This is a genomic window from Gordonia sp. IITR100 (assembly GCF_002009645.1).
Taxonomy (GTDB): domain Bacteria; phylum Actinomycetota; class Actinomycetes; order Mycobacteriales; family Mycobacteriaceae; genus Gordonia; species Gordonia hongkongensis.
Genome location: NZ_MVKV01000003.1, coordinates 1 through 25514 on the forward strand (window position 1 = coordinate 1; position 25514 = coordinate 25514).

Genomic DNA, 25514 nt, shown 5'->3' on the forward strand with positions numbered 1-25514 from the left:
TCACCAGGATCCCAGCCCACCAGGCAAACCCGCTCACCCCACACCGAAACGACGCCGACTATTTCAGCAGTCTCCTAGGCGGATTCGGCCGGTTCGATGCGGATCACCACCGCCTTGGAGACCGGTGTGTTCGACTCCTTTGCCACCGATCCGAGCGGGACCAGCGGGTTGGTCTCGGGGTAGTACGCGGCCGCGTTGCCGCGCGGTGTGTCATACGGGACCACCTCGAAGCCGCGGACCCGTCGTTCCTCGACTCCGGCCTCGCCGTCGAACTCCGAGACGATGTCGACGAGTTGCCCGGCGCGCAGGCCGAGGGACGCGATGTCATCGGGATTGACCATCACGATGTGGCGGTTGCCGGAGATGCCCCGGTAACGGTCGTCGTGGCCGTAGATGGTGGTGTTGTACTGGTCATGGCTGCGGAGTGTCTGCAGGACGAGGCGGTCGGCCGGGACGTCCACCCATTCGAGGGGATGGACTGCGAAGTTGGCCTTGCCGTTCGGGGTGTCGAACGACCGGGTGTCGCGCGGCGGGTGCGGCAGCACGAAACCGTCACTGCGGCGGACGCGGATGTTGAAGTCGTGGAAGCCGGGGACGACCCGCTCGATCCGGTCGCGGATGCGGTCGTAGTCGCGTTTCAGTTCCTGCCACGGAACCGGGTGAGCGGTACCGAGAACCCGGGTCGCCAGGTCGCAGATGATCGCGACCTCACTGCGCAGGTGCGCCGACACCGGCGGCAGCGACCCACGGGACAGGTGCACCGCCGACATCGAGTCCTCGACCGAGACACGTTGTGCCACACCGTCGATGACGTCCCGGTCGGTGCGCCCGAGGGTGGGCAGGATGAGTGCGCGACGGCCGGTGACGAGGTGGGATTCGTTGAGCTTGGTGGACACGTGCACGGTGAGTGCGCAGCGCCGCAGGGCGTCGGCGGTGACGTCGGTGTCGGGTGAGGCGGACACGAAATTGCCGCCCATCCCGACGAAGACGCGGACCTTCCCGGCGGCCATCGCAGTGATGGCGGCGACGGTGTCGTACCCGTGCTCGCGTGGGGACGTGATGCCGAACTCGGCGTCCTGAGCAGCGAGGAAGGACTCTGGCATCCTCTCGAAGATCCCCATGGTGCGGTCGCCCTGCACGTTCGAATGACCGCGCACGGGGCAGAGGCCGGCGCCGACGCGGCCGATCATGCCGCGCAGGAGCAGCAGGTTCGTGCCTTCGGCGATCGTCGCGACGCCGTGGCGGTGCTGGGTCAAGCCCATCGCCCAGCACAGCACGATGCGGCGCGAAGTGGCGACCGTCCGTGCGAGCTCGTCGATCTGGGTGCGGGTCACGCCGGTGACCTCGACGACCCGGTCGAGGTCGACGTCGTCGAGCAGGTCGAGGTACTCCTCGACCCCGGCGCACGACTCGTCGAGGAACTGGTGATCGAAAACCGTTCCGGGGGCGGCTCGTTCGGCGTCACGGAGCAGACGTGCGACGCCGCGGAACAGAGCCATGTCGGACCCGAGCCGGACCTGGAGGAAGTCGTCGGCCAGCTTGGTACCCGCGCCGATGACCCCGCCGACCTTCTGTGGATCCTTGAAACGCATCAGGCCTGCTTCGGGCAGCGGGTTGATCGCCACGATCCGGGCCCCGTTGTGCTTCGCCTTCTCCAGGGTGGCGAGCATTCTCGGGTGATTGGTGCCGGGATTCTGGCCGGCGATGAGGATGAGATCGGCCGCCTCGAGATCGGGGACGGTGACCGAACCCTTGCCGATGCCGATCGACGCGCCGAGAGCGGCGCCGGAGGACTCGTGGCACATGTTCGAGCAGTCGGGGAGGTTGTTCGTACCCAGGCTCCGGGCGAAGAGCTGGTACAGGAAAGCGGCTTCGTTGCTGGTGCGACCCGACGTGTAGAACACGGCCTCGTCAGGCGAGTCCATCGCGGCGAACTCGTCGGCGATGACGGCGTTGGCCTCGTCCCAGTTCAGCGGGCGGTAGTGGGTGTCGCCCGGACCGAGGTACATCGGGTGCGCCAGGCGTCCCTGCTGCGAGAGCCAGTAGCCGCTGCGTGTCCGGAGGTCGTCGACGCTGTGGGCGGCGAAGAACTCGGGGGCGACGGCTCGACGTGTGGCCTCCTCGGCGACCGCCTTGGCGCCGTTCTCGCAGAACTCGGCATGCTTGCGGTGGCCCGGCGTCTCCGGCCAGGCGCATCCGGGACAATCGAACCCATCACGTTGATTGAGCTTGATCAAGGTCTGTGCTGTCCGGAGCGCGCCCATCTGCTCGACTCCGCGCTTGAGGGCGACTGCGACGGCCGGGACTCCGGCGGCGTAGGTCTTCGGGTGTGTGCGCCGGACCTCGCGCGGCTCGTCGGCGGGGTGCGTCGCCGCAGTCTCGGTGTTGCGAGTGTTGCTCATGATGTCCATCTTGCCCCGCCCGTGCGCCAGATCGCGCACACTGAGCGATGTGACTCAACACGGATCGGATACCTCGGTGCTCGCCGGCCTGGTGCTGGCGGGCGGACGTTCGCGACGGATGGGCAGCGACAAGGCCGCGCTCGACTGGGACGGTGAACCCATGCTCGCGCGAGTGGTGCGGGTGGTGTCCCAGCGCTGCGATCCGGTGCTGGTCGTCGCGGGCGAGACGTCCGCCGCATTCCGCGGCATCGACGACATCCGCGACCGGGCGGCGCCGGGGATCGACTCGTCGAAGGTGCACTGGGTGACCGACGAACAGGAGGGGACGGGTCCGCTCGGCGGGCTCGTCGCAGGCCTGTCCGCAGCGGTTGCCGCGGGTGCCGAGTTCGCGTTCGTCTGTGCCACGGACATGCCGCTGATCGCTCCGGAGCTGATCGACGAGCTGCGGCTGGGGCTGACCGACTCGACCCAGGCGGTCATCGCCCACGACGCCCAGCGGGATCATCCGATGGCGGGGATCTACCGCACGGATGCCGCGGCGATGATCGCGGATGTCGTCGCCGGCGGTGAACGGCGCATGCTGGGCGCGATCGAGGCGCTCAACACCCATCGGGTGGGGATCTCCGATCCGGACTGGCTGGTCAACGTCAACGCGCCTGAGGACCTGCACAGATTGCGCGTCTCCGCGGGTTAGCACGAAGCGCTCGGGCGCGGACGGGTCCCGGGCGAGGTCCGGCCCGGCGAAAACATAGAATAGCGGCCGTGACATCACCCGACCAGACATCCGCGTTGCCCGAGACAGCGTCGCCCCGGACTGCCGTACCCGAGACCGGGTTGCCGAAGTCCTGGGACCCCGCTGAGCACGAGGCGTCGCTCTACCAGGGCTGGGTGGACGCCGGGTACTTCACCGCGGACGCGGCGAGTGACAAGCCGCCGTTCTCCATCGTGATCCCGCCTCCGAATGTCAACGGCTCGCTGCACATGGGCCACGCCTACGAGCACGTCCTGATGGACGCGCTCTCGCGTCGTCGTCGGATGCAGGGCTACGAGGTGCTGTGGCTCCCCGGCATGGACCACGCGGCGATCGCGATGCAGACGATGGTCGAGCGCAAGCTCGCCACCGAGGGCAAGACACGCGACGACCTCGGCCGGGAGGCGTTCATCGAACGGGTGTGGGCCGAGAAGGCCGAGATCAGCGGCAACATCGGCGAGCAGATGCGCCGGCTCGGCGACAGTGTCGACTGGTCGCGCGAGCGCTTCACGATGGACGAGGGTCTGTCGCGCGCAGTGCACACGGTCTTCAAGAAGATGTTCGACGACGGGCTGATCTATCAGGCCGAGCGCCTCGTCAACTGGTCGCCGGTCCTCAAGACCGCCGTCAGCGACATCGAGGTGAGTTACGCCGACGTCGAGGGCGAACTCGTCAGCTTCCGTTACGGGTCACTCGACGACACCGAGCCTCACATCGTCGTCGCGACGACCCGACTCGAGACGATGCTCGGCGACACCGCGATCGCGGTGCACCCCGACGACGAACGGTATGCCCACCTGGTCGGCACCGCACTGCCGCACCCCTTTGTCGACCGGATGATCCCGATCGTCGCCGATGATTACGTCGACCCCGAATTCGGTAGTGGCGCAGTCAAGATCACGCCTGCACACGACCCCAACGACTTCGCGCTCGGTCAGCGGCACAACCTGCCGATGCCGACGATCATGGACGAATCGGCCCGGATCGCCGACACCGGAACCGAATTCGACGGCATGGACCGCTTCGAGGCGCGCGTCAAGGTGCGCGAGGCGCTGGCCGAACAGGGCCGGATCGTGAAAGAGGTGCGTCCGTACCTGCACAGCGTCGGGCATTCGGAGCGCACCGGCGAGCCGATCGAACCGCGCCTGTCGATGCAGTGGTGGGTGGCGGTCTCCACGCTGGCCGCGGCGGCCGGCGACGCGGTGCGGGACGGGTCCACGGTGATCCACCCGAAGTCGATGGAGCCGCGCTGGTTCAGCTGGGTCGACGACATGCACGACTGGTGTATCTCGCGTCAGCTGTGGTGGGGTCACCGCATCCCGATCTGGTACGGACCCGACGGCGAGGTGGTGTGCGTCGGACCCGACGAGCAGGCCCCCGAGGGCTACGTCCAGGAGACCGACGTCCTCGACACCTGGTTCTCCTCCGGGCTGTGGCCGTTCTCCACGATGGGCTGGCCCGATCAGACCGCGGATCTCGAGAAGTTCTATCCCACCTCGGTTCTCGTCACGGGGTACGACATCCTGTTCTTCTGGGTGGCCCGCATGATGATGTTCGGCACCTACGTGGGCAAGGATCTGGGTCCGGGCAACGAGATCCCGTTCCACAACCTGTTCCTGCACGGCCTGGTGCGCGACGAGCACGGCCGCAAGATGTCGAAGTCGAAGGGCAACGGCATCGACCCGCTCGACTGGGTGGAGCGCTTCGGTGCCGACGCCCTGCGCTTCACGCTCGCCCGCGGTGCCAACCCCGGTTCGGACATCTCGGTCGGCGAGGACCACGCCCAGTCGTCGCGCAACTTCGCCACCAAGCTCTACAACGCCACCAAGTTCGCGTTGATGAACGGCGCGAAGGTCGGGGAGCTCCCCGACGCCGAGACGCTGACCGACGCCGACCGGTGGATCCTCGGCCGGCTCGACGAGGTGCTCGCCGAGATCGACGCCGGGTTCGAGTCCTACGAGTTCTCGAAGGCATGCGAGGCGCTCTACCACTTCGCGTGGGACGAGGTCTGCGACTGGTACCTCGAACTCGCGAAGGTGCAGTTCGCCGAGAACGACGAGAATCGTTCGGAAGCAACGTCGCTCGTGCTGGGCGCGGTACTCGAACCATTGCTGCGCGCGCTGTCGCCGGTGATGCCGTTCGTCACCGAGGTGCTGTGGAAGGCGCTCACCGGGGGTGAATCGCTCGTGGTGGCCCCGTGGCCGACCACTTCCGGGCGCGATTGGTCGTCGGATTCGGCCGCCCGCGTGGACGATCTGCAGCGACTGATCACCGAGGTGCGGCGTTTCCGCAGCGATCAGGGCCTCCGTCCGGGCCAGCGCGTCGCCGTGCAGTTCGACGGACTCGGCGAAGCCGGGCTCGAACACCTGCTGCCGTACGTGACCTCCCTTGCGCGCCTGGACCCGGCCGGTCCCGACTTCGGCGCGACCGCGACCATCGAGGTCCGCCTGAGCGTGGCCACCGTGGTCGTCGCGATCGACACCTCGGGCACCGTCGACGTCGAAGCCGAACGCAAGCGGCTCGCCAAGGACCTGGCGGTGGCCGAGAAGGAATTGTCGACGACCTCGGCGAAACTGGGCAACGAACAGTTCCTGTCCAAGGCGCCCGACCACGTGGTCGCCAAGATCCGGGACCGTCAGCGGATCGCGACCGAAGAGGTCGAACGGTTGAACGCGAAGCTGGCGAGTCTGGTCGGCGCGTGAGCGACGACACCGGTTTCCCCGACGAGGATCCAGCCGTCCTGGGAATGGATGCGGCGGGCGACCCCCTGGGTCTCTCGGCGATCCTGGGGGAGGACGAACCCGATCCGGATGCCGAGCCGGCGCGGCTGCGCGTCACCGACAGCGCCGACGATCTCGCCGAACTCGCCGAGGTCGAGGCCGAGCTCGACACCCGGTGGCCCGAGACCAAGATCGAGCCGTCGCTCACCCGCATCGCGACGCTCATGGATCTGCTCGGATTCCCCCAGCACGGATACCCCGCGATCCACATCGCCGGGACGAACGGCAAGACGTCGGTCACCAGGATGGTCGACGCGTTGCTGTCCGCGCTGCACCGGCGCACGGGCCGGGTCACGAGTCCGCACCTGCAGCGCATCACCGAGCGGATCTCGGTCGACGGCAAGCCGATTCCGGCACGCACATACATCGACACCTATCGGGAACTCGAGCCGTACATCACCATGGTCGACGATTCGTCGACGGCGGCGGGTGGACCCCGGATGAGCAAGTTCGAGGTGCTGACCGCGATGGCGTATGCGGTCTTCGCCGAGGCGCCGGTGGACATCGCCGTCGTCGAGACGGGCATGGGCGGTCGCTGGGATGCGACCAACGTCATCGACGGCACGGTCTCGGTCATCACACCGATCGCGATGGACCACGCGGACTATCTCGGCGACACCCTGTCCGCCATCGCGGGGGAGAAGGCCGGCATCATCAAGCCCGCCGAACCCGACGCGGTCGGTACCGTCGATCCCGTCACGGTGATCGCCGAACAGAGCCACGAGGTCATGGACGTCCTGCTGCGCGCGGCCGTCGATGCGGGCACCATCGTCGCCCGCCAGGGATCGGAGTTCGCGGTCCTCGACTCGGTCATCGCCGTCGGTGGGCAGATGCTCACCATCCAGGGGCTCGGCGGTGTCTACGACGAGATCTTCGTGCCGCTGCACGGTGCACATCAGGCGGCCAACGCCGCGCTGGCCCTCGCGGCGGTGGAGGCGCTCTTCGGTGCGGGCGCCGATCGTCAGCTCGACATCGACGCGGTGCGTACGGGTTTCGCGTCCGTCGCCAACCCCGGACGGCTCGAACGACTGCGCAGCGCCCCGACGGTGTTCGCCGACGCGGCGCACAACCCCCACGGAGCCGCGGCGCTGGCACAGGCGCTGGCCGAGGAGTTCGACTTCCGTCGACTCGTCGGCGTCATCGGCGTGCTGGGTGACAAGGACGCCCGCGGAGTCCTCGAAGCCCTCGAGCCGGTGCTCGACGCAGTCGTCGTCACCGACAACGGGTCGCCACGGGCCCTGGAGCCCGAGACGCTCGCGGAGTACGCGCGGGAGGTGTTCGGCGAGGACCGCGTGGTCGTCAAACCCTTCCTGCCCGACGCCGTCGAGGAGGCCATCGCATTGGCCGAGGAGGCCGACGGCGAGCGCGTGTCCGGTGCGGGCGTGGTCATCACCGGGTCCGTCGTGACCGCCGGTGCCGCGCGAACACTCTTCGGTAAGGAACCCTCATGACCCGGTACACCCCACCCACGAACGATCCGTGGAAGGGGCTCCGCGGCGTGATGGCCGGCACGATGATCCTGGAGGTCATCGTCGTGATCCTGGCGTTCCCGATCGTGTGGCGCCTCGGGGACGGGCTGACCTGGTTGTCCGGCGGATACCTCACGCTCGTCGTCATCGCAATGATCCTGGCCGCCGGGATGCAGGGCCGGCCGTACGCGATCAACCTCGATCTCGGCCTGCAAGTCGTCCTGATCATCGGGGGGCTCTTCCACTGGTCGATCGCGGTGGTGGGAGTCGTCTTCGGGTCGGTCTGGCTGTACATCCGCTACATCAAGGCCGACGTCGAGAAACGGGTCGAACGCGGGATGCTGCCCGGCCAGGAGCCGATCGAGTAATCGGTCCGGCGGCCACGGCCGTCTCGCCGCCGGCTGTCCGACCAGCGGTGTTCTCGTTGCTCAGGGCGGGGTTTGGTGGCCGCAAGACCTGTGGCCGGACCGTTATCGCCGAACCCGGGCGGCCAGGTGGGCTTGCTGTAACAATGGCCCATGCCGCGGGGGCGACAAGTCGATCCTCGCAGCTTGTCGAACCCCTTCCCGAGACACCCGATGTGAGGACATACGTGCAGTTCCAGCTCTTCCGGACCACCTCCGCCCGAACCCGACGCCCCGTGCTCGCCGTCGTCGTCCTCGCGGGCGCGGCGCTCGCACTGACCGTCCCGGCCACGGCGGCGGCCGAACCGGAGCAGGACCAGGCACCCATCGGGATCGCGAACCTCATACCCGCCGCGGACGCACCTGTTCCCGTCGGTCCGGGGGAGTACAGCTATGTCGCCACCCACGAGATCACCCAGCGTGCCGCGACCATGAAGGCGCCCGAGGCCATCGCCAGCCTCCCGGTGCCCGCCCAGTACCGGCCCGCGAATCTCGGTCTGGCGCAACAGTTCGATCTCGCGCTCGCCGGCGCGCTCGCCTCGCCCGGCGGCTGTCTGCAGGTGGTCGTCGATCCGCGCTCGCGCACCGGCAGCCTTTTCGACTACGGCTTCTTCCCGGTCGCCGGTGAGTACTGCTCCTGACCGGTACGTGACCGTAGCCGGTCGATAGGGTGTCAGTCGTGACTGAACGCACTCTCGTACTCATCAAGCCGGACGGCGTCGAACGCAACCTCGTCGGCGACATCATCAGCCGTATCGAGCGCAAGGGCTTGACCCTGGTGGCTCTCGAACTCAAGACCGCGAGCGACGAGGTCGCTCGCGGGCACTACGCCGAGCACGAGGGCAAGCCGTTTCACCCCTCGCTGCTCGAGTTCATCACGTCCGGCCCGCTGGTCGCGGCCGTTCTCGAGGGGCCCCGCGCGGTGGCGGCGTTCCGCCAGATCGCCGGCGGTACCGACCCGGTCGAGAAGGCCGTGCCCGGAACGATCCGTGCCGACTTCGCGCTCGACACCCAGTACAACCTGGTCCACGGGTCCGATTCGCCCGAATCGGCACAGCGCGAGATCGCTCTCTGGTTCCCCGGACTCGAGGGCTGAACGCGAGCGCCTCGGCTCGACGCGCAACGTCAAACGCTCATCCTTTGCGGTCATCCGACCGCGGTGTGGGATACTTGCACAGTTATCGCCGACACACTTTGTCGACGACGACCGGATGACGCGCCCCGGTACCGGCGCGTCGCGGTGCGACACTGACGCACCGCGACGCCACGGAACCGCAGCTGACCCCACCGAGTTCGCCCTGCTGCCAGCGGGCGAACACTCAGGTTCCGCCTGTGCCCGGTGGCGTGGAAAGCGATCAGGGACGCGGTCATCGACACAGCAAGAGCGTCGTCAGACGATCCGTGAGACGGACCGCCGCGACGACGCGCAGACCACACAACACCGGTCCGACGAGGACCGGGACACAGAGCAGACCCTCGCGTGGCCGCGTCAGCCCGACGCGCCCGGGGGTTCGAGGAGACTGAGTGACCGACAACGGGTCGCCGGCTGACGCGAACGCAGCGTCGGAATCGGCGGAAGAATTTCCCAGCAAACTTCGTGTGCACGCCCTGGCCCGCTTCCTGGGCCTGACGAGTCGACAGGTTCTGGCTCACCTGGCGAATCTCGGCGTGCAGACCCGCAGCCCGCAATCCAGCGTCGATCGTGACCTGGCGAAAGCCGTGGCCGAACGGGTGCGCTCCGGCGTCGACGAGACCGGCGAGACGCCGCCGCAGGCCGCCCCGGCCGGCGACGCGGCTCTGCCTGACGCCGCTGCCGACACGACGCCGGCCGAGGCCCCTGCCGACACCCCGCCGACGGACGCGGCACAGGCCGAGGCGGCATCGGTCGAAGCCGCACCAACCGAGGCGGTGTCCGCCGAAGCGGCGCCCGCCGACGACGCACCGACGGCCGAAGTCGCATCGACCGAGGATGCTGCACAGACCACCGCCGACGACTCGCCCGCGGCACCGACCGCAGCCCCGACGTTGTTCTCGGCCGCCCAGTACGACGCACCGGTGGCGACCCCGGCCGCGGAGACCGACGCCTCGACCGGCGCGCAGCCGCTGTTCCTGCAGCCTCAGGCCCCGGCCGACAAGCCCCGCGCCGCCCGCTCGGGTCGTGCGAAGACCCGCGCTGAGACGGGCGCGAAGGACGAGTCGGCGGACACCCCGGCAGACGAGTCCGTCGCTGCCGAGACCGCGACCTCGACATCAGCGGACGCGCCCGCCCGCTCGGACAGGTCGAGAGCCGATGATTCGACTGCGGCCGACCGGGACGCCGACGTCTCGACCCCGGACGAATCCGGCGCCGAGGACGCCGATGATTCCAGCACCGATGATTCCAACGCCGATGATTCCGGGTCGGGTCGGAGTCGCCGGCGTCGACGCGGACGTCGTGGACGCGGGCGCGGTCGGGGAGACCAGGGGGGCGACTCTGATTCGGACACCGATGAGTCCGACGCCGAGGCGTCCGATGCCGATGAGTCGACCGGCGACGGAGTAACCGATGCCGACACGGACTCGGAGGACACCACGTCCGACGAGTCGGCCGAGGACTCGCGCTCGGAGGAGGGCCGTCCGTCGGGCAAACGCACCCGCCGCCGCAGCCGTCGTTCTGGTGCGGACAAGGCGGAGGACTCCGAGGCGTCCGGCGCCGCGGGCGACCGCGCCGACGAGTCCGGCGACGATGCCGACACGGCCGACGCCGAAGACGCATCCGATGACGACGACTCCGGTGATTCCTCGTCGACTCGCCGCCGCCGTCGCCGCCGTCGCCGCAAAGGTGGCGGCGAACCCGATGAGGCGTCTCCCGACGATCCGCCGAACACGGTGGTGCACGAGCGTGAGCCGCGCAGCAAGCGCGCCCGCGATGAGGTGCAGGGAATCTCGGGATCGACTCGACTCGAGGCCAAGCGGCAGCGCCGGCGCGACGGGCGCGATGCCGGCCGGCGTCGTCCGCCGATCCTGACCGAGTCTGAGTTCCTGGCGCGCCGTGAGGCGGTCGACCGCGTCATGGTCGTCCGAGAGCGCAGCGCGAACAGCCGCATTTCCGGTAACGACGGGCACGAGCACGCCGCGGTCGAGGACTACACGCAGGTCGCGGTCCTCGAGGACGGTGTCCTCGTCGAGCATTTCGTGACGACCGCGACGTCGTCGTCGATGGTCGGCAACATCTACCTCGGACGCGTCCAGAACGTCCTTCCGGGGATGGAAGCCGCATTCGTCGACATCGGTCGCGGACGCAACGGCGTGCTCTACGCCGGTGAGGTCAACTGGGACGCTGCCGGACTCGACGGCGGTTCGCGCAAGATCGAGCAGGCGCTCAAGCCCGGCGACAACGTGCTCGTCCAGGTCAGCAAGGACCCGGTGGGTCACAAGGGCGCCCGTCTGACCACGCAGATCTCCCTCGCCGGCCGCTACCTGGTGTACGTGCCCGGCGGTTCGTCGACCGGGATCAGCCGCAAGCTGCCCGACGTCGAGCGCAAACGTCTCAAGCAGATTCTGGCGAAGCTCGTCCCCGACGAGGCCGGGGTCATCATCCGCACCGCGTCGGAGGGAGTCAGCGCCGAGGAACTCGGTGCCGACATCGCCCGCCTCGAGTCGCAGTGGAAGTCCATCGACGAGGCGGTGGCCCAGGCCAAGAAGGGTGGGTCGTCGAGCCCGAAGCCGCTGTACGAGGAGCCCGACCTCCTGGTTCGCGTCGTCCGTGATCTGTTCAACGAGGACTTCAAGAAGCTCGTCGTCGAAGGTGACAAGGCCTGGAACCTGGTCGAGGGTTACGTCAGCTCGGTGGCCTCGGATCTCATGGAGCGGGTCGAGAAATTCGACAAGCCGCACGCCGACGCGCCGGATTCGTTCGTCGTGCACCGCATCGACGAGCAGCTCGCGAAGGCGCTCGACCGCAAGGTGTGGCTGCCCTCCGGCGGCACGCTGATCATCGAGCACACCGAGGCGATGACCGTCGTCGACGTCAACACCGGCAAGTTCACCGGCTCGGGTGGCAACCTCGAGGAGACGGTGACGCGCAACAACCTCGAAGCCGCCGAGGAGATCGTGCGGCAGATGCGGTTGCGCGACATCGGCGGGATGATCATCGTCGACTTCATCGACATGGTCCTCGAGTCGAACCGGGATCTGGTGCTCCGCAGGCTCACCGAGGCGCTCGCTCGTGATCGCACCCGTCACCAGGTGTCCGAGGTGACCTCGCTGGGCCTCGTCCAGATGACACGTAAACGTCTGGGAACCGGTCTGCTGGAAGCGTTCTCGACCACCTGCACCGCCTGCAGCGGTCGAGGCATCATCGTGCACGCGAATCCCGTCGAGGTGAAGACCGACGACTCTTCGCGTGGCGACGGTGCCGGTTCGAAGCGGTCCCGTCGAGGCAAGAAGAAGGCCGACGCGCAACCGGAGGCAGTCGCCCCGGCCGTCGCGCCCGCTCACAAGCCGGCCGAACACCCGATGTTCCGGGCGATGGCGGCGCACGCGCACGACGACGAACACGACCAGGAGTCCGGCGCGACCACCGACGGTGACACCACGAGTCGGGCCGAGGACGCACCGAAGCCCGTCGTCGAGGCGTCGTCGCCGCAGCAGACGGCCGACAGCCGGGTGGACACCGCTGTTGCCGAGCCGACCGAGACCCTGCCGTATCCGGTGGCGACGGAACCGGCTGAGATGGATTCGGCTGGGACGGAATCGGCTGAGTCCGAACCTGCGGCGGTCGAGACGGAGCCCGAGCCGGCCGGCTCGGCCACCGACGGACAGGCTCCGGCGGCCGCACGGCGTCGTCGGCGGGTCGTCCGGCGTCCGGCGCAGACGACCACACCGCCGGACACCGTGGTGATGACCGCGGCGGATGTCGCTGCGGAGACGCCGGTGACGACCTCGGGTCCGGTCTCCACCGGGAACTCGGAGGCGGCGGTCGCGGTACGGCGCCGGCCGCGCAAGCGCAGCGCGGGCCGTCCCGCGGGACCGCCACCGGCCGACGACTGACCCGGGTGACCGGGCCGCGTCGGACCCGGGTCGGGCTAGTTTGACCCGACCGCCGACGTTCCCGTAACCTTGGAAAGTCGCCTCCCGCGGAGGGTCTGCGCTGTTCTGCCCGCTTCGGCACAGCAACGGTGCGTAGTCCGTCGGCAGGCCCTCTGGTGCGAACCGCAGCTTCCCCGGCCACATGCCCGGGTGCCCTGCGGCCCGCCCCGGCACGCACAACACAAACGCCCCAGGAGCGCTCGCGCCCCCAGGGTCCGAGTAGACGAGTAAGAGGAATACTTCGATGGCAACGTACGCGATCGTCAAGACCGGCGGTAAGCAGTACAAGGTCGCTGAAGGCGACACTGTGAAGGTCGAGAAGATCGACGGAGAGATCGGCAGCACGGTGAGCCTGCCGGTCGCGTTGGTCGTCGACGGGTCGAACCTGACCACCGATGCCGACAAGCTGGCCAAGATCTCGGTCACCGGCGAGGTCGTCGACCACGTCAAGGGCCCCAAGATCCGCATCCACAAGTTCAAGAACAAGACCGGCTACCACAAGCGCCAGGGTCACCGTCAGAAGCTGACGGTCCTCAAGGTCACCGGCATCAAGTAGTTCGACCCGCTTCGAGAAGACCTCAGGAGGACTGACACATGGCACACAAGAAGGGCGCGTCCAGCTCGCGCAACGGTCGCGATTCCAACGCCCAGCGACTCGGCGTGAAGCGCTTCGGCGGCCAGCAGGTGAGCGCAGGTGAGATCCTGGTCCGCCAGCGCGGCACCAAGTTCCATCCCGGCGTCAACGTCGGTCGCGGTGGCGACGACACCCTGTTCGCGCTCGCAGCGGGCGCGGTGGAGTTCGGCTCCAAGCGTGGCCGCAAGACGGTCAACATCGTCCCGGAAACCGCTTCGGTCTGACCTGAGCAACCGGCACGACAAGCTCTTACACAGGGCGGGCAGGGTCATCGCGTACCCCGCCCGCCCTGTTCTTTTTTGACGGAAGAAGGATTTCGATGTCTCGGTTCGTCGACCGCGTGACCATCCACGTCGCCGCGGGGAACGGCGGCCACGGCTGCGCGTCGGTCCATCGCGAGAAGTTCAAGCCTCTCGGCGGACCCGACGGCGGAAACGGCGGCAACGGCGGGTCCGTGCGGCTCGTCGTCGACCCCCAGGTGCACACGCTCCTCGACTTCCACTTCCACCCGCACGCGAAGGCCTCCAACGGCAAGCCCGGGGCCGGCGACAACCGCGACGGCGCCACCGGCGGCGACCTCGTCCTCAAGGTTCCCGACGGCACGGTCGTCCTCGACGAGCGCGGCACGATCCTCGCCGATCTGGTCGGCGAGGGGACGGTCTTCGAGGCCGCGCAGGGGGGCCGCGGCGGGCTGGGGAACGCGGCGCTCGCGTCGAAGGCGCGCAAGGCCCCCGGCTTCGCCCTGCTGGGCGAAGAGGGGCAGCAGCGTTCGCTGGTCCTGGAACTCAAGTCGGTCGCCGACGTCGGGCTCGTCGGTTTCCCGTCGGCCGGCAAGTCGTCGCTGGTGTCGGTGCTCTCGGCCGCCAAGCCGAAGATCGCGGACTACCCGTTCACCACGCTGGTCCCGAACCTCGGGGTGGTGCAGACCGCGGGCGACGTGTTCACCATCGCCGACGTCCCCGGTCTGATCCCGGGCGCCTCGACCGGCCGCGGGCTCGGCCTCGAGTTCCTCCGCCACCTCGAGCGCTGCGCGGTGCTCGCGCATGTCGTCGACTGCGCCACACTGGAACCCGGGCGCGACCCGATCTCCGACATCGATGCGCTCGAAGCCGAGCTGGCCGCGTACGTCCCGGCACTCGACGACGACCACGGACTCGGCGACCTCGCCTCCCGCCCCCGCGTGGTGATCCTCAACAAGCTGGACGTACCCGACGCCGCCGAGCTCGCCGACCTCGTCGAACCCGAACTGGCCGAACGTGGTTGGCCCGTATTCCGGATCTCGGCGGTCGCCCACGAAGGTCTGCGCGAGCTCACCTTCGCACTGGCGCGGATGGTGCGCGAATACCGAGATGCCCAGCCCGCCAAGGTCGCCCGGCGCGCGATCATCCGCCCCAAGGCCGTCGACGACACCGGCTTCACGATCGAGACCGACCCGGACAACGAGGGCGGCTTCATCGTCCGGGGTTCGCGCCCGGAGCGGTGGATCGCGCAGACGCAGTTCGACAACGACGAGGCCGTCGGCTACCTCGCCGATCGGCTCAACCGGCTCGGCGTCGAAGACGAACTGGTGAAGCGGGGTGCACAACCGGGTGCGCCCGTCACCATCGGTGCGGTCACGTTCGACTGGGAACCGTCCACGCCGATGGGCGACGACGTCCCGATCACCGGGCGCGGCACCGACATCCGGCTCGATCGTTCCGATCGCGTCGGCGCTGCCGAACGCAAACAGGCTCGTCGCCTGCGGCGCGGGCTGCCGGACGAGGACGGCGGGGAGCGGGACCTCCCGTGAGCACCGGTTCCGCCGACCGCGTTCGCGAGGGGTCGGTACGCGACCGGATCGCGCACGCGCGCAGCGTGGTCGTGAAGATCGGGTCGTCGGCACTCACCGACCTCACCGAGGGACTCGACCGCAACCGCCTCGACGCACTGGCCGACGCGCTCGAGGCCCGGATGCGGGCCGGGTCGGATGTCATCGTCGTGTCCTCGGGGGCCATCGGGGCCGGGATCGCCCCGCTCGGACTCAAGAAGCGGCCCACGGATCTCGCCACCAAGCAGGCGGCGGCAAGCGTCGGGCAGCTGGCCCTCGCACATGCGTGGGGTACGTCGTTCGCGCGCTACGGCCGCACCGTGGGGCAGGTCCTGCTCACCGCCGACGACATCTCCAACCGCGGTCACCACGCGAATGCCCAACGGACACTTGACCGTCTGCGTTCACTCGGCGCCGTGGCGGTGGTGAACGAGAACGACACCGTGGCCACCAACGAGATCCGTTTCGGTGACAACGACCGGCTGGCCGCGCTCGTTGCCCATCTGTCGGGTGCCGATGCGCTCATCCTGCTCTCCGACGTCGACGGGCTCTACGACGGTGATCCGCGCCGGGTCGACGTCGACGGCCGTCGCGCCCGGTTGATACCCGAGGTCAACGGCCCTGAGGATCTCGACGGGGTGATCGCCGGATCCGGCGGCGCGCTGGGTACGGGTGGCATGGCCTCCAAGCTGGCCGCGGCCCGCTTGTCGGCGGATGCCGGCGTGCCCGTACTGCTGGCGGCCGCCTCGTCGGCGGCGCAGGCGCTGGCCGACGCCTCGGTGGGCACGGTGTTCGCCGCGCGGCCCGAGCGGCTGTCCGCGCGTCGGTTCTGGGTGCGTCACGCCGCCGACGCGCGGGGTCGGATCGTGCTCGACGACGGCGCCGTGGACGCGGTGTCGCGCAAGCGGCGTTCACTGCTCGCCGCGGGGATCGTCGGGGTCACCGGCAGGTTCTACGAGGGCGACGTCGTCGAACTCGTCGACCAGTACGACACGGTGCGGGCCAGGGGAGTCGCGGCCTACGGCGTCGACGACATCGCGTCGATGGTCGGCCGCTCCACCGGCGATCTTCCGCCCGAACTACAGCGCCCGGTGGTGCACGCCGACGATCTGGTGGTCGTGGGCCGCTGACGCGTCCTGCCTTCGCTCCCTGAGGAGGCCAGGAGTTTGCGAAGGGCCCCTCCCCACTGCTCCCTGAGGAGGCCCGGAGCTTGCGAAGGGCCCTCCCCACTGCTCCCTGAGGAGGCCCGGAGCTTGCGAAGGGCCGTCACGAAGGGTCGTCGCAACAACAGCCTCAGAAAGTCGTGAGCGCCGGGAGCACGAACCCGGCCTCGTGATCGATCTTCAGGGTCGCGATCTCGTCGGCACGGGTGACCCCGCGGTTCACGATGATCAGCGGCTTGCCGGCGCGGTGCGCGCGCCGCGCGAATCGCAGGCCGGACATGACGGTGAGCGACGACCCGACGACAAGCAGGGCGTCGGCCTCGTCGACCACCAAATACGCCTCGTCCACAACGTCTTTCGTGACCGTCTCGCCGAAGTAGACGATGTCGGGCTTCAGGATGCCGCCGCAGTTCGGGCAGTCGATCATCACGAAGTCGGACGTGTCGGACAGCGTCGCGTCGGCGTCCGGCGCGACCTCGATGGCACCGCGGCCGTTGACCCGACGCGCGAACTCGGTGTTGATCTCTTCGAGTTGTCCGGCGAGCCGGTGACGGGAGATACGCCAGTCGCAGTTCAGACAGCGGACACGGCCGTAGCATCCGTGGAGTTCGATGACCCCGCGGGTGCCGGCCTTGGTGTGCAGCATGTCGACGTTCTGGGTGAGCACCCGCGACATCCACCCGCGCTGCTGGAGTTCGGTGAGCGCCAGATGGGCTCTGTTGGGGACCGCGGCGTCCATGTGCCGCCAGCCGAGGTGGTTGCGTGCCCAGTAGTGGCGTCGGAAGTCCGGCGACGAGAGGAACATCTCGAGGGTCATGGGCGTCCGCGGCGGCGAGCCGGGACTCCGGTAGTCGGGGATGCCGGAGTCGGTGGAGATGCCGGCGCCGGTCAGAACCGCGAAACGGCGTCCGGCGAGGATGTCGGCGGCCAGTGCGATCCGGTCCGCGACGTCATCGTCGAGGGGGGTGTGTTCGGCCGGGGCGGAGCCGAGCTGGAGACGAGTACGCACCCTGCCCAGGATAGGCAGGGTGCGTACTCAAGGTGTCTGCGAGAGCCGTCAGGTGACGGGCGTCTCCGCGTGCTTGCCGGCCGGCTGCGGCACGGTCACCAGCGGATACACGCCGTTCTCGTCGTGGACTTCGGTGCCCACGACAGGCGGGTTGAACACGCACAGCATGCGCATCTCGGTGTCGGCGGTGACGGTGTGCCGCTCGTGGCCGTTCAGCAGGTACATCGTGCCCGGCGCGAGCGGATAGGTCTCGCCGGTCTCTCGGTCGAGGAGCGTGCCGGTGCCTTCGACGAGCCAGACGGCCTCGACATGGTTGGCGTAGTGGAACTCGTTGACCGAGCCGGCCTTGATCGTGGTCTCGTGGAACGAGAAGCCCACATTGTCGCCGCCGAGGATGATGCGCTTGGAGACCCAGTTGCCCTTGGGGTCGGCGACGTCGCGGTCGGTCCCGGTGATTTCTTCAGTGGTTCGGACGATCATCCGATCACCTCCTTGACTGCATCGGACAGGATGGACAGGCCGCGGTCGAGGTCCTCGCGCGAGATGGTCAGCGGCGGGAGCAGCTTCACCACCTCGTCGGACGGGCCCGACGTCTCGGCCAAGAGTCCCGCGCCGAAGGCCTGCGCGCAGACCTTGCCCGCGGCGGTATGGTCCTCGAACGCGAGTCCGCGCACCATGCCACGCCCCCGGGTGGAGATGCCGTCGTAGCGGTTGCACAGGTCGGTGAAGACCTCGTGGATCCGCTCGCCCTTGGCATGGATGTCGCGGGTCAGCGCGTCGTCGGCCCAGTAGGTCTCGATCGCCTTGGCGGCGGTCACGAAGGCCGGGTTGTTCCCGCGGAAGGTGCCGTTGTGCTCGCCGGGGGTCCACACGTCGAGCTCGGGCTTGAACAGGGTCAGCGCGAACGGCAGCCCGTAGCCGCTGATCGACTTCGACAGGGTGACGATGTCGGGCTTGATGCCGGCTTCCTCGAACGAGAAGAACTCGCCGGTGCGGCCACAGCCCATCTGCACATCGTCGACGATCAGCAGGATGTCGCGACGCTGGCACAGGTCGGAGAGGGCCCGCAGCCACTCGGCACGAGCGACGTTCACGCCGCCCTCGCCCTGGACGGTCTCGACGATCACCGCCGCCGGGCGGTTCAGGCCGCTGCCCGAGTCGTCGAGCACACGCTCGAACCAGGCGAAGTCCTCCATGACGCCGCCGAAGTAGTTGTCGAACGGCATGGGCGTCGCATGGACGAGCGGGATACCAGCGCCGGCACGCTTCATCGAGTTACCGGTCACCGACAGCGATCCGAGCGTCATGCCGTGGAAGGCGTTGGTGAAGCTGATGATCGACTCGCGACCAGTCACCTTGCGCGCCAGCTTGAGTGCCGACTCGACGGCATTGGTACCCGTCGGGCCGGGGAACTGGATCTTGTAGGCGAGTCCGCGCGGCTCGAGGATGTGGCTGGTGAACTTCTCGATGAAGTTCCCCTTGGCGACGGTCGCCATGTCGAGACCGTGGGTGATGCCGTCGGACTCGATGTACTCCAGGAGGGCCTTCTTCAGAACCGGATTGTTGTGGCCGTAGTTCAAGGACCCGGCGCCCGCGAAGAAGTCGAGGTATTCGCGGCCGTCCTGATCGGTGATGTAGGAGCCCTTGGCGGTGGTGAACACAGCCGGCCAGTTACGGCAGTAGCTGCGCACCTCGGATTCGTGGGCGGTGAAGACTGAATCGTCCATGTGGGTGTCGAGAAGTGGCATGTCGTGTGCTTCCTTCTGGTGTGACAACGTGGGGTTCATGTGTCCGGCTCGGGGTCGCGTCATCGCGATCGCCGGGTTCGGCTGAGCCCCACGGGCTGGGGTCGGCCTTTGGTCGGGATGTCATGCGGGACAACCGATTACGGGGTCGGCAGGATGGAAACCTTGCGCGCGTGCCGCATCTGAGGCGTCGGCCCTGTGGTCCAAGACGACGACCGGGATCGCGCCGGACTCAGGGCTCGGGGATCTCCGGCTCGAGCATGTAGAGATCTTCCCGCGCGTGGGAGTCGGGGAATGCGTTCGCCGCGAACAGGTCTCGACGCTCGAAACGAAGTCCGCGGGCCTTGGCCACCGAGGCGAACAAGCGTTGGGACGGGACGTTGTCCGGGCTGATTGTCGTGTGCATGGCGACCATGCCCTGACGGTTGACGCGGTCGAACAGCTCGTGCAGCATTTTCGCCGCGATGCCGTGTCCGCGCACCTCGTCGTCTACGGCGACCTGCCAGACCATCAGGGTGGAGGGGTCGCTCTGCCGCCGGTAGCCGGTGACGAAACCGACTGCGCGGCCATCGACTTCGGCGACGATCGAGGTCGTGGCGAAATCGTGGCACCACAGCACGTAGGCGTAGCTCGAGTTGACGTCGAGAACCTGTGAGTCCGACGCGATTTCCCAGAGGCGGATACCGTCGTCGACCGTGGGAACCCGGTAATCGACGGTGAGGGTTGTTGTCGGGGCCGTTCTTGTTTGGGAAGGGCTCATAACGCAATCGACGTTAACAATGCGTGTCGTAGAAGTCATGTACCTGCGGAAATTGGTCCGCGGAACGCCTACCTTGTCCCTGTTCAGACATGCAATGTGAAGCGGGTCACAAAGACGTGATTCCGGATTGGTTCGGGTGGCTTCCGGGGTTGCAGAATGGCCTCATGACGAGGATCATCGCCGGCCGGCTGGGTGGGCGCCGACTGCGTGTTCCGGGCGAGGGTACCCGGCCCACTTCTGACCGGGTTCGCGAATCGGTGTTCAACATGTTGGCCGCCCGATCCGATCTGGACGGAGTCTGGGTCCTCGACCTGTACGCGGGATCGGGGGCGCTGGGTCTCGAGGCGATCTCGCGTGGTGCTGCAGGGGCGACGTTCGTCGACTTCGGGCGCCGGGCCGCGGTCACGATATCCGCCAACGTGCGGGCCTGTGGGGTGGCCCCGAACGCCACCGTACATACGCGCACGGTGTCGGCCTACCTCGCCGGCGCCGCGGAACGGCGGTTCGGCCTCGTCTTCTCCGATCCGCCGTACGACCTCCAGGCCGACCGGATCACCGCGGACCTGGCGCTGCTGCGGTCACACCTGGACGACGACGCGCTGATCGTCGTCGAACGCTCGACGCGGTCCACCGGCGAGATCTGGCCATCCGAATACGAGGTGGTCGTCGACAAGTCCTATGGCGACACCCGGGTGGAGATTGCCCGCCTGGTCTGACCGGTAAGTTCGGGCCATGACGACGGCAGTGTGTCCCGGTTCCTTCGATCCCTTCACCCTCGGCCACCGATACGTGGTGGAACGCGCTGCGGCGTGTTTCGACGAGGTCGTGATCACCGTGGTGGTCAACCCCAACAAGCGAGGCATGTTCGGTGTGGACGAGCGGATCGAACTCATCGAAGAGGACTGTGCGGACCTGGCGAATGTGCGGGTGGACCGGTGGGAGGGCCTGCTCGTCGACTACCTGCGGCAGGAGTCGATCCACACCATCGTGAAGGGGCTGCGCTCCGCCGTCGACTTCGACTACGAGGTGCCGATGGCCCAGATGAACCGCGAGCTCGCCGATGTGGAGACGATCTTCCTGCTGACCGACCCGCGATTCGCCCATGTCTCGAGCTCGCTGGTGAAGGAGGTGGCGAAGCTGGGGGGAGACGTGACGCCCTTTTTGTCCGCACATGTCCACAAGAGCCTGATGAGCCGGCTGTCCGGCGAGCTCTCGGCCTGACCCTCGGTCGGGCGCGACACACCCCACGCGCTTCACGAGTCACAAGCGCAACATTCGGCACAATAGTCACAGAATCACCAACTGTTGCAACCAGGCAAGCGCCGGATTGGGGTGGCTGTGTACCGGGTATTTGAGGCTCTCGACGAGCTGGTCGCGATCGTCGAAGAGGCGCGGAGTGTGCCGATGACCGCCGGGTGCGTCGTGCCGCGCGGTGACGTGCTGGAACTCCTCGACGACATCAAGGACTCCATCCCCGGCGAGCTCGACGACGCGCAGGATGTCCTCGACCAGCGTGACACGCTGATCGGTGATGCCCGCGAGCACGCCGAGACGACGGTGTCCAAGGCGGATTCGGAGTCCGAGGCGGTCCTCGCGCACGCTCGCGCCGAGGCCGACCGGATCCTCTCCGAGGCGAAGGCGCAGGCCGACCGTATGGTCGACGAGGCGAGCGCGCACTCGAGCTCGCTGGTGGAGGACGCCGCCGAGGAGGCACACCGTCTGCAGACCAGCGCGGCGCGCGAGTTCGAGGCCGTCACCGGTCGGGCGCGGGCCGAGGCGCAGCGCACCATCGACGCCGCCAACAACTCCTACGACAAGTCGGTGGCCGACGGTATCGCCGAGCAGCAGCGCCTCGTCTCCGAGACCGAGGTCGTCGGTGCGGCGAAGTCCGAGGCCGAGCGGATCATCGACGCCGCGCACGCCGAGGCCGACCGCCTGCGCGGTGACTGTGACGTCTACGTGGACGAGAAGCTCGCCCAGTTCGAAGAGATCCTGACCGGCACGCTGCGATCGGTGAACCGGGGTCGGCACCAGCTACGGACCGGCGCCGGCATGCACGACTATGTCGAGTACCCCCGTGGTGTCGACGAGTCCGGGCGTGGCGACGGTGCGCGTTCGCGCGAGTCCCGTGGCGACGATCCCCGCTCGCGCGAGACCTCGGCCCGCCACACCTACGACCGTGACCACGGTTCGCCGCTCGCGGTGTGACACGCTCGTCGACCCGGCTGTCCACTCGCCGCCGGCGTCGGTCGATCATTCCCGGGTGCGAGCGTATGGTGGGCGTTTGTGGCTGATCATGCTGTGACATCAGAGCCGTCGCACGGTCCCGGTTCTACTCCCAGGCGCGAGCCCTTCGTGCTGGATGTGCGTTCGATGGGACGCCGCCCGGGCACGATGTCGGAGGTGCACCGTACTGTCCGGACACCCGAACGGCTGGGCGTCGAGATGGTCGGGATCCCAGCGGATTCCGATGTCGACCTCGACCTCCGTCTGGAGGCGGTGTCCGAGGGAATCCTGGTGACCGGGACGGTGTGCGGTGAAACCGTCGGTCAGTGCTCGCGCTGCCTCGAGCCGATCGACGGCACGGTGACGGTCTTCCTCACCGAGTTGTTCGCCTACCCGGACAGCGCGACCGAGCAGACCACCGACGCCGACGACATCCATCGCATCGCCGACGACCGTATCGACCTCGAACAGTCGATCATCGACGCCGTGGCACTCGAACTGCCGATGTCGCCCCTCTGTTCGTCGGACTGCGAGGGTCTGTGCCAGACCTGCGGGGTGCGTCTGGCCATCGCCGAACCGGGTCACTCCCACGAGGTCATCGACCCGCGCTGGGCCGGACTCGCCGACAAGTTCGCCGACCTCGGGAAGGACGATTCGCCGACGGACGGTGCCGCAAACGACCCCGACCCGGAACGACATCGTGACTGAGGCCGTGCGTGCGGACGGTCCGCGTGCGGCCCTGCTCGACGCGCTGGACACCGACATTCCCGACGACCTGCTGACGCTGGCACTGACCCATCGTTCCTACGCGTATGAACACGGCGGTCTGCCGACCAACGAGCGCCTGGAGTTCCTCGGAGACTCGGTGCTCGGTGTCGTCATCACCCAGCGTCTCTACCTGCGTTATCCCGATCGACCCGAGGGTGAGCTGGCGAAGATCCGGGCCAGCGTCGTCAACATGCATGCGCTCGCCGACGTCGCGCGTGGTCTCGGGGACGAGGGCGGTCTGGGCAAGTACCTGTTCCTCGGCCGCGGCGAGGAGATGACCGGCGGGCGCGACAAGGACTCGATCCTGGCCGATGGTCTGGAGTCGCTGTTCGGCGCGGTCTTCCTCAGTCACGGACTCGAGACCTCGCAGCGTGTCATCCTGCGTCTGTTCGACGAGCGCCTCGAACGTGCCGGCAACCTCGGCGCAGGGCTGGACTGGAAGACGTCGCTGCAGGAGTTGAGTTCGGAGCGCGGGTTCGGTCCGCCGCAGTATCAGATCAGCGCGACCGGTCCCGACCACAACAAGGAGTTCACCGCGACCGCGCTGGTCGCCGGCGAGAGCCTCGGCGAGGGTGTCGGCCGGACCAAGAAGGAAGCGGAGCAGCAGGCCGCCGCACACGCCTGGAAAGTGCTGACCGAGCGCGCGTCAGCGTCGTGAACCCTTCTGTCAGCCGGCTTTTCGCGATCCGCGATGCCTGAACTCCCCGAGGTCGAGACCGTCCGCATCGGTCTCGAGACCCATCTCGTCGGTCGGGTGGTGGCCTCGACCGAGGTCCTTCATCCGCGCGCGGTCCGTCGTCACGCCGGCGGTGAGCCGGATCTGATCGGTCGGCTCGCCGGCAAGCGGGTGACCGGCGTCCGGCGCCGCGGCAAGTACCTGTGGATCGATGTCGCCGACTCCGCCGACCGTGCGGCGCTCGTCGTCCACCTCGGGATGAGCGGCCAGATGCTGATCGCCCGGACCGGAACCCCCGACCACACGCACCTGCGGATCCGCGCGGTCCTCGACGACGAGAACGAACTCCGCTTCGTCGATCAGCGGACCTTCGGGGGTTGGCATCTCGACGACTACACACCCGACGTGTACGCGCCCTCGGGGAGTACGGACACGACCGACCCGTCGCCCGCCGACATCCCGGTCTCGGTGGCGCACATCGCAACCGATCCGTTCGACCCGGCCTTCGATCCCGTCCGCGTGGTGGATCGCATGCGCGCCAAACACTCCGAGATCAAACGGGTCCTGCTGGATCAGACGGTGATCTCCGGCGTCGGCAACATCTACGCCGACGAGGCGCTCTGGCGCGCGCGCCTGCACGGCGCGCGGATCGCCGAGACGATCAGTCGCAAGAAACTGCGCGAACTCATCGATGCCGTCACCGACGTGATGGCGGATGCGCTGAAGGTCGGCGGTACCTCGTTCGACGCGCTCTACGTGAACGTCAACGGACAGTCCGGCTACTTCGAGCGGTCCCTGAACGCCTACGGACGGGCGGGGGAGCCGTGTCGTCGGTGCGGCGCGATCATGCGCCGCGAGCAGTTCATGAACCGTGGCTCGTTCTCGTGTCCGCGATGCCAGCGGCCGCCGAAGGCGAACCCGGGCTGACCGTCCCGGTATTCGCGGCGATGATGCATCGGGAGTATCAGGCCTGGTGTTCGAGGCGGTAGTGCAGGCGAAGCGCGCGGAAACGTCCGACCTTCAGTTCATGATCGGCGCGGAGTACGCCTTCCTCGTCGACATAGACCCGGAAGGATTCCCGTAGCGGCGGCTGCGCCGAATACCACTGGTCGCCGAACCGCACCGACACATAAGCGCCGTCCTCCCCGAATCGCCGAGATCGCGACGCCAAGGTGAGCGTCCGGTCGGCCTCGGCGCGTGGAGCAAGGAAAACGTGGATGTTGCCGAGTTCCAGGGGAAACGCGACGGCGACGTGCGGCTGCGGTTGTCCTGGAAGCGAAGCCGATCGATAGAACCCGCTGTACACAGGGGAATTGTCCAGGCGGAGCCGTCGCAGCCACGCCGCGCCCACTCTGTGTCCTGAGTGGTCGGTGACGACCCGGATCTCGCTGGACATGCCACGGCTGACAGATAGCGGTTCGGTCGGCAGAGCGAGTTGTTCGACGCGCCGCCCGAACAACGCTGCGACCGCCATCCCGCCGGGTGCGAACAGCGGGTTCCACTGCGACCAGACCTCCATCCGCCACGATCCGGTCCGTTCGTAGAAGTCTCGCACCGCGGGGTGCAGCGCTGACGCCCGGAAGTCCGGTCCGTCGAGCACTGCCATGTCTTCGAACAGGCCGGCGGTCGGCGACGGCGGCGCGACCGCACCCTGCTTCTCGTACTGGCGCAGCCAGGCGTCGCCGACCTCGTGCCGGCCATTGTGCGGCGCGCCCAGGAATGCGAACTCAGGCGTCGACATGTCGACCCGCCGGCCGACCGCTCGCCACCACCGACGGCTCAACGGATCCAGCACGTGCATCGTCGGTCGGTGGGTCCTCGTGATTGCGGTTCTGCGACGCATGCGGAAG

23 protein-coding genes are annotated in these 25514 nt (G+C 68.1%); 17 read left to right on the plus strand and 6 right to left on the minus strand.

The window, feature by feature from the left end; all coding sequences use genetic code 11:
- Positions 1–74: 74 nt before the first annotated feature.
- Positions 75–2411 carry an FdhF/YdeP family oxidoreductase gene (locus tag B1818_RS06390; protein WP_139362996.1) on the minus strand — a complete coding sequence of 779 codons (2337 nt, stop codon included), beginning with the start codon at positions 2409–2411 and terminating at the stop codon, positions 75–77.
- A gap of 40 nt (positions 2412–2451) precedes the next feature.
- Between B1818_RS06390 and B1818_RS06395 the strand changes: the two genes are divergently transcribed.
- The 11 genes from B1818_RS06395 (at position 2452) to proB (ending at position 16447) form a co-directional block, all read left to right on the plus strand.
- Positions 2452–3096, plus strand: coding sequence for a molybdenum cofactor guanylyltransferase (locus B1818_RS06395; RefSeq protein ID WP_277243976.1), 645 nt, complete (start codon positions 2452–2454; stop codon positions 3094–3096).
- A gap of 95 nt (positions 3097–3191) precedes the next feature.
- Positions 3192–5855, plus strand: coding sequence for a valine--tRNA ligase (locus tag B1818_RS06400; protein ID WP_139362997.1), 2664 nt, complete (start codon positions 3192–3194; stop codon positions 5853–5855).
- Positions 5852–7384 (plus strand): folylpolyglutamate synthase/dihydrofolate synthase family protein, encoded by a 1533-nt coding sequence (locus B1818_RS06405; protein ID WP_078112227.1) that lies wholly within the window; start codon positions 5852–5854, stop codon positions 7382–7384. Before B1818_RS06400 ends, B1818_RS06405 begins: the two co-directional genes overlap by 4 nt.
- The gene (locus B1818_RS06410) at positions 7381–7770 is read left to right on the plus strand and encodes a DUF4233 domain-containing protein (RefSeq protein WP_058250055.1); all 390 of its coding nucleotides are present in this window, start codon (positions 7381–7383) and stop codon (positions 7768–7770) included. The genes B1818_RS06405 and B1818_RS06410 overlap by 4 nt, the downstream gene beginning before the upstream one ends.
- A gap of 224 nt (positions 7771–7994) precedes the next feature.
- Complete coding sequence (locus B1818_RS06415) at positions 7995–8447, plus strand: hypothetical protein (RefSeq protein ID WP_078112228.1); 453 nt, start codon at positions 7995–7997, stop codon at positions 8445–8447.
- Positions 8448–8485: 38 nt separating this feature from the next.
- Positions 8486–8902 (plus strand): nucleoside-diphosphate kinase, encoded by a 417-nt coding sequence (ndk, locus tag B1818_RS06420; protein ID WP_058250057.1) that lies wholly within the window; start codon positions 8486–8488, stop codon positions 8900–8902.
- A 428-nt stretch (positions 8903–9330) separates the two neighbouring features.
- Positions 9331–12837, plus strand: a complete 3507-nt coding sequence (locus tag B1818_RS06425; RefSeq protein WP_078112229.1) for a translation initiation factor IF-2 N-terminal domain-containing protein — start codon at positions 9331–9333, stop codon at positions 12835–12837.
- Positions 12838–13120: 283 nt separating this feature from the next.
- Positions 13121–13432, plus strand: a complete 312-nt coding sequence (rplU, locus tag B1818_RS06430; protein ID WP_004019625.1) for a 50S ribosomal protein L21 — start codon at positions 13121–13123, stop codon at positions 13430–13432.
- Between the two features lie 38 nt (positions 13433–13470).
- A complete protein-coding gene (gene rpmA / locus B1818_RS06435) occupies positions 13471–13734 on the plus strand; it encodes a 50S ribosomal protein L27 (protein WP_004019626.1) in 264 nt (87 codons plus the stop codon).
- Between the two features lie 95 nt (positions 13735–13829).
- The gene (obgE, locus tag B1818_RS06440; RefSeq protein ID WP_078112230.1) at positions 13830–15299 is read left to right on the plus strand and encodes a GTPase ObgE; all 1470 of its coding nucleotides are present in this window, start codon (positions 13830–13832) and stop codon (positions 15297–15299) included.
- Positions 15296–16447, plus strand: coding sequence for a glutamate 5-kinase (gene proB, locus B1818_RS06445; protein WP_078112231.1), 1152 nt, complete (start codon positions 15296–15298; stop codon positions 16445–16447). The genes obgE and proB overlap by 4 nt, the downstream gene beginning before the upstream one ends.
- Before the next feature lie 163 nt (positions 16448–16610).
- On the opposite strand, the gene B1818_RS06450 is transcribed toward proB, so the two are convergent.
- The 4 genes from B1818_RS06450 to ectA form a co-directional block, all read right to left on the minus strand.
- On the minus strand, positions 16611–17489 hold the full coding sequence (locus B1818_RS06450) for a Sir2 family NAD-dependent protein deacetylase (RefSeq protein ID WP_078112232.1): 879 nt from the start codon (positions 17487–17489) through the stop codon (positions 16611–16613).
- A 48-nt stretch (positions 17490–17537) separates the two neighbouring features.
- A complete protein-coding gene (locus tag B1818_RS06455; RefSeq protein ID WP_058250063.1) occupies positions 17538–17969 on the minus strand; it encodes an ectoine synthase in 432 nt (143 codons plus the stop codon).
- Positions 17966–19237: a diaminobutyrate--2-oxoglutarate transaminase gene (ectB, locus tag B1818_RS06460; RefSeq protein WP_078112436.1), complete on the minus strand. Its 1272-nt coding sequence runs from the start codon at positions 19235–19237 to the stop codon at positions 17966–17968. The genes B1818_RS06455 and ectB overlap by 4 nt, the downstream gene beginning before the upstream one ends.
- Before the next feature lie 229 nt (positions 19238–19466).
- Complete coding sequence (ectA, locus tag B1818_RS06465) at positions 19467–19994, minus strand: diaminobutyrate acetyltransferase (protein ID WP_078112233.1); 528 nt, start codon at positions 19992–19994, stop codon at positions 19467–19469.
- Positions 19995–20158: 164 nt separating this feature from the next.
- Here ectA and rsmD point away from each other — a divergent pair, with 164 nt between their 5' ends.
- The 6 genes from rsmD to mutM all read left to right on the plus strand — a co-directional run bounded on the left by rsmD (position 20159) and on the right by mutM (position 24591).
- Entirely contained in the window at positions 20159–20710 is a 552-nt protein-coding gene (rsmD, locus tag B1818_RS06470) for a 16S rRNA (guanine(966)-N(2))-methyltransferase RsmD (RefSeq protein WP_078112234.1), read from the plus strand.
- 16 nt (positions 20711–20726) lie between these two features.
- Positions 20727–21215, plus strand: a complete 489-nt coding sequence (coaD, locus tag B1818_RS06475; protein ID WP_078112235.1) for a pantetheine-phosphate adenylyltransferase — start codon at positions 20727–20729, stop codon at positions 21213–21215.
- Between the two features lie 117 nt (positions 21216–21332).
- A complete protein-coding gene (locus B1818_RS06480) occupies positions 21333–22202 on the plus strand; it encodes a DivIVA domain-containing protein (protein WP_078112236.1) in 870 nt (289 codons plus the stop codon).
- Positions 22203–22295: 93 nt separating this feature from the next.
- A complete protein-coding gene (locus tag B1818_RS06485; protein ID WP_171011583.1) occupies positions 22296–22928 on the plus strand; it encodes a DUF177 domain-containing protein in 633 nt (210 codons plus the stop codon).
- Positions 22921–23646, plus strand: coding sequence for a ribonuclease III (gene rnc / locus B1818_RS06490; protein ID WP_065628999.1), 726 nt, complete (start codon positions 22921–22923; stop codon positions 23644–23646). Before B1818_RS06485 ends, rnc begins: the two co-directional genes overlap by 8 nt.
- Before the next feature lie 33 nt (positions 23647–23679).
- Complete coding sequence (mutM, locus tag B1818_RS06495) at positions 23680–24591, plus strand: bifunctional DNA-formamidopyrimidine glycosylase/DNA-(apurinic or apyrimidinic site) lyase (RefSeq protein ID WP_078112237.1); 912 nt, start codon at positions 23680–23682, stop codon at positions 24589–24591.
- Positions 24592–24628: 37 nt separating this feature from the next.
- On the opposite strand, the gene B1818_RS06500 is transcribed toward mutM, so the two are convergent.
- Positions 24629–25507, minus strand: coding sequence for a hypothetical protein (locus B1818_RS06500; RefSeq protein WP_078112238.1), 879 nt, complete (start codon positions 25505–25507; stop codon positions 24629–24631).
- Positions 25508–25514: the final 7 nt, after the last annotated feature.

Bases quoted from the DNA above. Each gene is read 5' to 3' on its own strand.
- B1818_RS06390 (WP_139362996.1), bottom strand. From the start codon at position 2,411: ATGGACATCATGAGCAACACTCGCAACACCGAGACTGCGGCGACGCAC.
- B1818_RS06410 (WP_058250055.1), top strand. From the start codon at position 7,381: ATGACCCGGTACACCCCACCCACGAACGATCCGTGGAAGGGGCTCCGC.
- rplU (WP_004019625.1), top strand. From the start codon at position 13,121: ATGGCAACGTACGCGATCGTCAAGACCGGCGGTAAGCAGTACAAGGTC.
- rpmA (WP_004019626.1), top strand. From the start codon at position 13,471: ATGGCACACAAGAAGGGCGCGTCCAGCTCGCGCAACGGTCGCGATTCC.
- obgE (WP_078112230.1), top strand. From the start codon at position 13,830: ATGTCTCGGTTCGTCGACCGCGTGACCATCCACGTCGCCGCGGGGAAC.
- B1818_RS06455 (WP_058250063.1), bottom strand. From the start codon at position 17,969: ATGATCGTCCGAACCACTGAAGAAATCACCGGGACCGACCGCGACGTC.
- ectB (WP_078112436.1), bottom strand. From the start codon at position 19,237: ATGCCACTTCTCGACACCCACATGGACGATTCAGTCTTCACCGCCCAC.
- ectA (WP_078112233.1), bottom strand. From the start codon at position 19,994: ATGAGCCCTTCCCAAACAAGAACGGCCCCGACAACAACCCTCACCGTC.
- rsmD (WP_078112234.1), top strand. From the start codon at position 20,159: ATGACGAGGATCATCGCCGGCCGGCTGGGTGGGCGCCGACTGCGTGTT.
- coaD (WP_078112235.1), top strand. From the start codon at position 20,727: ATGACGACGGCAGTGTGTCCCGGTTCCTTCGATCCCTTCACCCTCGGC.
- mutM (WP_078112237.1), top strand. From the start codon at position 23,680: ATGCCTGAACTCCCCGAGGTCGAGACCGTCCGCATCGGTCTCGAGACC.
- B1818_RS06500 (WP_078112238.1), bottom strand. From the start codon at position 25,507: ATGCGTCGCAGAACCGCAATCACGAGGACCCACCGACCGACGATGCAC.